The organism is Actinomadura sp. 3N508 (assembly GCF_044326375.1).
Classification (GTDB): Bacteria; Actinomycetota; Actinomycetes; order Streptosporangiales; family Streptosporangiaceae; genus Spirillospora.
In genome coordinates this window covers 1-7,683 of sequence record NZ_JBIRAX010000029.1, presented here as the reverse complement: position 1 = coordinate 7,683, position 7,683 = coordinate 1, and the positions used below count along the sequence as shown (strand labels likewise).

Genomic DNA, 7,683 nt, shown 5'->3' with positions numbered 1-7,683 from the left:
GGCGGGCGGGGGATGGCGGAGGCACGGGGGGCTCCGGGGGGTCGTCCCCCCGGGAAAAGGCGAAGGGCCCGCGGGAAGGGCGCAAAACGCCCGACCACACGGACCCAGATCCGTAGCGGGGGCAGGATTTGAACCTGCGACCTCTGGGTTATGAGCCCAGCGAGCTACCGAACTGCTCCACCCCGCGGTGATGGGTTAACTGTATGGGGCGGGGGGTGGTTGCGCAAACTGGTTTGGGGTGGTGCGGGGGCTTGGAGGGCGGCGGTGAGCATGGTGGTGAGGTCGGCGACGAAGGTGTGGTGGTCGAGGAGGGTGTGCTGGGGGGTGGTGGGGTCGAGGCGGCCGGTGCGGTCGGCGAGGGCGGTGGTGAGGAAGGCGATGGCGATGGCGATGCGTTCGAGCGCGAGGGGTTCGGGAAGGACGGCGCGGCAGGCGCTTTCGAGCAGCTCTAGCTGACGGGCGAGGCTGGTGCCGTCGAGGAGCGCCGGGGGGTGGTGGTCGCGGATGCCGGCGCGTCCGGCGAGCTGGGCGGTGATGCGGAGGAAGTCGCGGCCTTGTTCGGTGTGGAGTTCGTCGGCGGTGGGGTGGACGATCGCGGCGACGATGCCCGGCAGGTCGCAGGGGTCGTCGAGGGCCTGGAGGGTGGCGGCGCGGGCGGGTTCCATGCGGGTGATGCCGGCGCGGAGGATGGCTTCGAGGAGGCCCGCGCGGGAGCCGAAGTGGTAGGTGATCGCGGAGTCGTTGCCCTGTCCGGCGGTGGCGATGACGTCGCGGGTGCGGGCGGCGTCGATGCCGTCGGCGGCGAAGTGGCGGGCGCCGGCGCGCAGGAGGCGTTCGCGGGTGGCTCTTGCGTCTTTCGGCACGCCGATGATACTAACAGGGAGCGTTATTAACGGTGGCCGTTAGAGCCGGAGGTCCCATAGTGGACGTCTACGACCCGTTCGATCCCGGATTCCAGGCCGACCCCTATCCCGCGTACCGGCGGCTCCGCGACGAGGAGCCCGTCCACCGGCACGATGATCCGCCGTTCTGGGCGCTGTCGCGGTTCGAGGACATCTGGGCGGCGACGCGGGACGCGGGGACGTTCTCGTCCGCCCAGGGCCTGACGTTCTATCCGGACGAGATCGGCACGCTCGGCCTGGCCCCGACGATCGTGATGCTGGACCCGCCGCGGCACACCGTCCTGCGCCGCCTGATCAGCCACGCGTTCACACCGCGCCGCATCGCGGCCCTGGAGGAGGTGCTGCGCGGATTCGCCAGGTCGAGAATCAGGCTCATGGAGCAGAAGGCGGCGGACGGCGCCCGGCCCGACCTGCACCAGGATTTCGCGTCGCCGCTGCCGACGTTCGCGCTCGCTCGGCTGCTGGGCGTCCCGGAGGCGGACCGGGCGCGGTTCGGCCCGTGGGTGTCCGCGCTGACGACCCTCCAGGACGACGGTTTCCACCTGAAGGCGATGAAGGGCGGGGCGGCGGACGCGGTGGCCGAGATGTTCGGCTACTTCACCGAGGTGATCGCCGCGCGCCGCGCGGACCCCTCCGGCGACGACCTGGTCAGCGCCCTGACGGCCGCCGAGGTGGACGGGGAGCGCCTCACCGACTGGGACATTCTCGGGTTCTGCTTCGTCATGGTCGCGGGCGGCAACGACACGACCGGGAACCTGATCTCGCACGGGGTGGCCCTGCTGGACGGCGACCACGCGCAGCGCGAGCGGCTCGCCGCCGACCGGTCGCTCGTCCCGAACGCGCTGCTGGAGTTCCTGCGGCTGGAGGGCTCGGTGCAGGCGCTGGCCCGGACGACGACGCGCCCGGTGACGCTCCACGGGACGGAGATCCCGGCGGGCGAGAAGGTCATGATGCTGTTCGGCGCGGCGAACCGGGACGAGCGCGAGTTCGGCCCGTCCGCCGGCGACCTCGACATCACCCGGGACATCCCACGCCATCTCGGCTTCTCCAGCGGCGTGCACTTCTGCATCGGCTCACACTTGGCCAAGCTGCAAGCCCGCGTCGCCCTGGAAGAACTGCTCCACGCGCACCCGAACGTAGGCGTCGACATAGACAACGCAGAACGGATCGCATCACCGTTCACCCGTGGCTGGGTGTCGCTCCCAGCCACGGGCATAACGGCCGCTTAGCCCATGTGCGGGTAGCGGTAGTCGGTCGGCGGGACGAAGGTCTCCTTGATGGAGCGCGGCGACGTCCAGCGGAGCAGGTTGAACACCGATCCGGCCTTGTCGTTGGTGCCGGAGGCGCGCGCGCCGCCGAACGGCTGCTGCCCCACGACGGCGCCGGTGGGCTTGTCGTTGATGTAGAAGTTGCCGGCCGCGTACCGGAGCACTTCGGCGGTGTGCGCGGCTGCGGCCCGGTCGCCCGCGACGACGGCCCCGGTCAGCGCGTACGGGGCGACGGACTCCATCTGCGCGAGCGTCTCCTCGTACCGCTCGTCGTCGTACACATGGACGCCGAGAATGGGCCCGAAGTACTCGGTGCGGAAGATGTCGTTCCCGGGGTCGCCGGACACGAGGACGGTCGGCCGGACGAAGTACCCGACCGTGTCGTCGTACGTCCCCCCGGCGACGATCTCGACGTCGGGGTCGGCCTGGGCCCGCTCGATGGCCGCCTTGTTCTTGGCGAAGGCCCGCTCGTCGATGAGCGCGCCGATGAAGTTGGACAGGTCGGCGACGTCCCCCATGGTGAGCCCCTCGACCTCGGCGACGAACTCGTCCTTGAACCCGCCCTCCCAGATCGACCGCGGGATGTACGCCCGCGACGCCGCCGAGCACTTCTGCCCCTGGTACTCGAACGCGCCGCGCACCAGCACCGTCTTCAGGACGGCCGGGTCGGCGGACGGGTGCGCGACGACGAAGTCCTTGCCGCCGGTCTCGCCGACGAGCCGGGGATAGCCGCGGAACTTGTCGAGATTGGCCCCGACCGTCTTCCACAGATGCTTGAAAGTGGCGGTGGACCCGGTGAAGTGAATTCCCGCCAGATCAGGATGCTGGAGCGCGACATCCGAAACAGCGACACCATCGCCCGTCACCAGGTTGATGACACCCGCCGGCAGCCCGGCCTCCTCCAGCAACCGCATCAGCAGAACAGCCGAGTACGTCTGCGTGGGCGACGGCTTCCACACCACCACGTTGCCCATCAGCGCGGGCGCGGTCGGCAGGTTCGCGGCGATCGCGGTGAAGTTGAACGGGGTGATCGCGTAGACGAACCCCTCCAGCGGACGGTGATCCGACCGGTTCCACACCCCGAGGCCGCTGATCGGCTGCTCGGCGAGGATCCGGCGGGCGAAGTGCACGTTGAAGCGCCAGAAGTCGACCAGCTCGCACGGGCTGTCGATCTCCGCCTGCTGGACGGTCTTGGACTGCCCGAGCATCGTCGCGGCCAGCAGCGTCTCCCGCCACGGCCCGGACAGCAGGTCGGCGGCCCGCAGGAAGATCGCGGCCCGGTCGTCGAACGACAGCGCCCGCCAGGCCGGCGCGGCCTCCAGCGCCGCCGCGATCGCGTCCCGCGCGTCGTCCTGCGTCGCGGTGCCGAACGTCCCGAGAACGGACGCGTGCCTGTGCGGCTGGACGACGGCGACCTTCGCGCCCGCCCCCAGCCGGCGCTGCCCGCCGATCGTCATGGGCAGGTCGATCGGTGCCTCCGCGGTCAGCTCGGCGAGCTTCGCCTCTAGCCTGGCCCGCTCGGCGCTGCCCGGGGCGTAGCCGCGCACCGGCTCGTTCTCCGGGGTCGGAACATTGGTGACGGCGTCCATGAAGGGAACCCTCCTGCTCAACGCGAAACGAACGAACGAAGAAAGAACACGAGATTGGCGGGCCGCTCGGCCAGGCGCCGCATGAAATACCCGTACCAGTCGGCCCCGTACGGGACGTACACGCGCATCTGGTGGGCCTCGGCGAGCCGCCTCTGCTCGGCCGTCCGGATCCCGTAAAGCATCTGGAATTCATACGAGGACGGCGACCGCTCGGCGGCCAGCGCCAGCGCGATCTCGATGATGCGCGGGTCGTGGCTGCCGACCATCGGATATCCGTCACCGCGCATGAGCGTCCGCAGCGCCCGCACGTAGGCGCGGTCAACCTCACGCTTGCTCTGATAGGCCACCGACGCGGGCTCCGCATAGGCGCCCTTCACCAGCCGCACCCGCGACCCGTCCCCGATCAGTTCCTTGAGATCACCGTCGGTGCGCCGCAGCATCGACTGAATGGCGACGCCGACCCAAGGGAAGTCGACGCGCAGCTTCCCGAGAATCTCCAGCGTGGAGTCCACGGTGGTGTGGTCTTCCATATCGAGCGTGACGGTCATGCCGACCCGTCCCGCCATCGCGCAGATCTCCCGCGCATTGTCGAGCGCGAGGTCCCCGGGAAGCATCTGCCCGAGCGCCGACAGTTTCACCGACGCGTCCGCGCCCCCGGCAAGACCCTGCTCGGCGAAAGCGGCGAACAGCTCCAGATAGGCGTCCCGCGTGGCCTCGGCCTGCCCCCGATCCTTGGTGTCCTCCCCCAGATGATCAAGAGTGACCTTCAGCCCGCCGGCCCCGAGCTCCCTGACCACCCCGAGCGCGGCGTCCAGATCCTCCCCCGCGACGAACCGGTCGACGACACCCCTGGTCAGCGGCATGGACGTCACAACACCACGCATCCGCCGGCTACGCGCGGCGGCGAGGAGCAAAGGACTGAGCATCAGACCCTCCATCAACGAGGAACACCAAGCACGTTAAGAGCGTCCGCCCCCACCACGTATAGTCGGATGTAACTTCCTGAACCCCAATTCTTCATACAAACGTACAAAGGGGAGGCGTCGATGGACCTCCAGGAGATCGCCGAGAACGCGGCCGACCTCCTCCACGCCCCCGCCACCTTGGAGGACCGCGACTTCCACCTCGTGGCCTACGCGCCCCACGGCGACACCATCGACCCCGTCCGGATGGAGTCGATCCTGCACCGCCGCGCCACCGACGCCGTCCGCACCCGCTTCGAGCGCCACGGCATCGCCCGCGCGACGGGCCCCGTCCGCATCCCCGCCGACACCTCGGTCGGCCAGCTGGGCCGCCTCTGCCTGCCCGTCCGCTGGAACAACGTCACCTACGGCTATCTCTGGCTGCTGGACGACCAGGAGCGCATCACCGGCGCCGAGGCCGCCCGCGCCATGCCCCTCTGCGAACGCGCCGGCCTCCTCATGGCCCGCCAGGCGCGCGAGCGCGACGACCTCGGCTGGAAGGTCGCCGACCTCCTCTCCGCCCACCCCGACACCCGAACCCAGGCCGCGACGGAACTCACAGAGGCCGCGGCCCCCGACGCCCCATTCACGGTCGCCGTCCTACGAACCCCAAGCCCGGAACCACTGAACCCCTGGCTACTCCCCCACTCCGCCCTGACGACGGTGTGGCAACGCGACCACGTCCTGGTCCTCCCCCAGACGGTCGCCCGCACGACGGTAGACAGAGCCCGCCGCCTCCTAGAGGAGCGCAACACACCCGTCCAGGCAGGCGTCTATGCCCCATGCCCGACCCTCGACCACGTCCACGAGGGCTGGCTCCGCGCCCGCGTCGCCGCCCGCACCGCCGCCCCCGGCGAAACCCGAGACTGGACGACCTTGGGCGTCCTCCGCCTCCTCCGCACCGCAGGCGACGAGGCCCTGACCCAAACGACCCAGACCAAGGGCACCGAGCAGCTCCTGCAACACCCGGACCTGGCCGAAACAGCCCGCACCTACCTGGACCTGGCGGGCAACGTCCAGAAAACATCCCAGTCCCTGAACATCCACCGCCAGACCCTCTACCACCGCCTACGCCGCATAGAAGACCTGACGGCCCTGACCCTCACCAACGGCCAAGACCGCCTGACCCTCCACCTGGCCCTAACCCTCGCCCCCCACCTGGACCAACCCACTCACCGCAACGAAACCGCGGAGAACCTGCGAACCCAGGATTCTTGATCAAGAGGTGGCGAGGCCGCCGTGCTGAGCGCGAAGCTCCCGCTTGAGAATCTTGCCGCTCGGGTTCTTGGGCAGGGAATCAGCGAGCACCACATACTTGGGCCGCTTGTACCCGGCCAGCCGCTCCCGCACATGCGCGTCAACGTCGACCGCACTCAACTCAACACCTGGCTTGGGCACGACGACGGCGGTGACGGCCTCGATCCACCGGGGATGGCTGATGCCGAAGACGGCGACCTCCGCGACGCCCTCCATCTCGTAGATCGCCTCTTCGACCTCCCGGCTGGCGACGTTCTCGCCCCCGGTCTTGATCATGTCCTTCTTCCGGTCGACGACGGAGAGGTACCCGTCCTCGGTCATGACGCCGAGATCCCCCGAATGGAACCACCCGCCACGGAACGCCTCCGCGGTCTTCTCCTCGTCCCGGTAATACCCGAGCGCCGCATGGGGGCTGCGATGCACGATCTCCCCGACCTCGCCCGCAGAAACAGGGTTCCCATCGTCGTCCACGAGGATGGTCTCGACATTGATGGCCGCTTTTCCAGCGCTCCCCGCCCGCTCCAACTGCTCATGCGGACGCAGAATGGTCGCGAGCGGCGCCATCTCGGTCTGCCCGTAGAAGTTCCACAGCCGCACCTCGGGCAGCCGCCGCAGAAGCTCCCGCAGCACCTCCACCGGCATCGCCGACGCGCCGTAGTACCCCTTGCGGAGGCTGGACAGATCCCGCCTGTCGAAGTCCGGATGGCGCAGCAAGGCGATCCACACGGTAGGCGGGCAGAACAGCTTGGTGACCTTCTCCCGCTCGATGGTCTCCAGCAGCACAGCCGGGTCGGGCCCAGGCACGATGATGCTGGTCGCCCCCAGATAGACATCGACCGAGAAGAAGCAGTCGAGCTGCGCGCAGTGATACATCGGCAGCGAATGGACCTCGACGTCGTCCTCGGTCATCCCGCCGTCAACGACGCAGCTGACGTACTGCGAAATCAGTGAGCGGCTCGACAACATGACGCCTTTGGGACGCGACTCGGTCCCGGACGTGTACATGAGCCGCAACGGATCGTCGTCCCCGACGAGAACCTCGGGCGCACTGTCCGGCCCGGCACTCCACCAGACCCCGACGTCCTCCCACCCGGCCGCAGGAACGCCCCCGGACAACCCGATCCACCCACGCACTCCGCCCTCGACTCCCGCAATGGCCAGAGCCTTCTCCGCGGTGGGGACGAGCGCGTCCTCGGCAACGATCCCAGAGGCCCCGGAATGCCCGAGAATGTAGGCGGTCTCATCCGCGTTCAACATGAAGTTGACCGGCACGAGCACCACCCCGAGTTTCGCGGTGGCGAACGCCAGCACCGCGTACTCCCAGCAGTTGTGGCTGAGCAACGCGAGCCGATCCCCTTTGCCGGCGCCCCGCTCCACCAACGCATGCGCCGCCCGGTTCACGGCCGTGTCGAACTCCGCGAAAGTGACCCGCCGTTCCCCGCTGACCACGGCCACCTTGTCCGGATACCGCCGCGCCGTCCGATGCAGAAGATCACCAGCCGAATGCTGCCGCGCACGAGCAACCGCCTGCTCCATGGACGCCTCCCCACCCAGAACCCCAGGTAGACCCTCCCGTGAGCCCACCTTTCGCGCGATCATAACCACGCCCGCCGTCCCCACAACCACCCCCAAACAGGGGCAGAAGGAGGCGACGAAATTTCGGCGGCGCCAAGGAGAAACGGGGGTCCAGGGGCGGAGCCCCGGG

The 7,683-nt window shown here is 69.1% G+C and carries 6 protein-coding genes and 1 tRNA gene; 2 read left to right on the top strand and 5 right to left on the bottom strand.

Annotation, left to right across the window (positions count from 1 at the left end; genetic code table 11):
• Nucleotides 1-113 precede the first annotated feature (113 nt).
• Both ACH34S_RS41835 and ACH34S_RS41830 read right to left on the bottom strand, forming a co-directional pair.
• Nucleotides 114-187: transfer RNA gene (locus ACH34S_RS41835), tRNA-Met, on the bottom strand.
• Complete coding sequence (locus ACH34S_RS41830) at nucleotides 165-863, bottom strand: TetR/AcrR family transcriptional regulator (protein WP_395958499.1); 699 nt, start codon at nucleotides 861-863, stop codon at nucleotides 165-167. Before ACH34S_RS41830 ends, ACH34S_RS41835 begins: the two co-directional genes overlap by 23 nt.
• Before the next feature lie 59 nt (nucleotides 864-922).
• Here ACH34S_RS41830 and ACH34S_RS41825 point away from each other — a divergent pair, with 59 nt between their 5' ends.
• On the top strand, nucleotides 923-2,131 hold the full coding sequence (locus ACH34S_RS41825; protein ID WP_395958498.1) for a cytochrome P450: 1,209 nt from the start codon (nucleotides 923-925) through the stop codon (nucleotides 2,129-2,131).
• On the opposite strand, the gene pruA is transcribed toward ACH34S_RS41825, so the two are convergent.
• Nucleotides 2,128-3,759 carry an L-glutamate gamma-semialdehyde dehydrogenase gene (gene pruA / locus ACH34S_RS41820; protein WP_395958497.1) on the bottom strand — a complete coding sequence of 544 codons (1,632 nt, stop codon included), beginning with the start codon at nucleotides 3,757-3,759 and terminating at the stop codon, nucleotides 2,128-2,130. The genes ACH34S_RS41825 and pruA overlap by 4 nt on opposite strands.
• A 17-nt stretch (nucleotides 3,760-3,776) precedes the next feature.
• Nucleotides 3,777-4,685, bottom strand: coding sequence for a proline dehydrogenase family protein (locus tag ACH34S_RS41815; RefSeq protein ID WP_395958496.1), 909 nt, complete (start codon nucleotides 4,683-4,685; stop codon nucleotides 3,777-3,779).
• 120 nt (nucleotides 4,686-4,805) lie between these two features.
• On the opposite strand from ACH34S_RS41815, the gene ACH34S_RS41810 reads away from it, so the two are divergent.
• Nucleotides 4,806-5,939, top strand: a complete 1,134-nt coding sequence (locus ACH34S_RS41810; protein ID WP_395958495.1) for a PucR family transcriptional regulator — start codon at nucleotides 4,806-4,808, stop codon at nucleotides 5,937-5,939.
• On the opposite strand, the gene ACH34S_RS41805 is transcribed toward ACH34S_RS41810, so the two are convergent.
• Nucleotides 5,940-7,514, bottom strand: coding sequence for an acyl-CoA synthetase (locus tag ACH34S_RS41805; RefSeq protein ID WP_395958494.1), 1,575 nt, complete (start codon nucleotides 7,512-7,514; stop codon nucleotides 5,940-5,942).
• Between the last annotated feature and the right edge of the window lie 169 nt (nucleotides 7,515-7,683).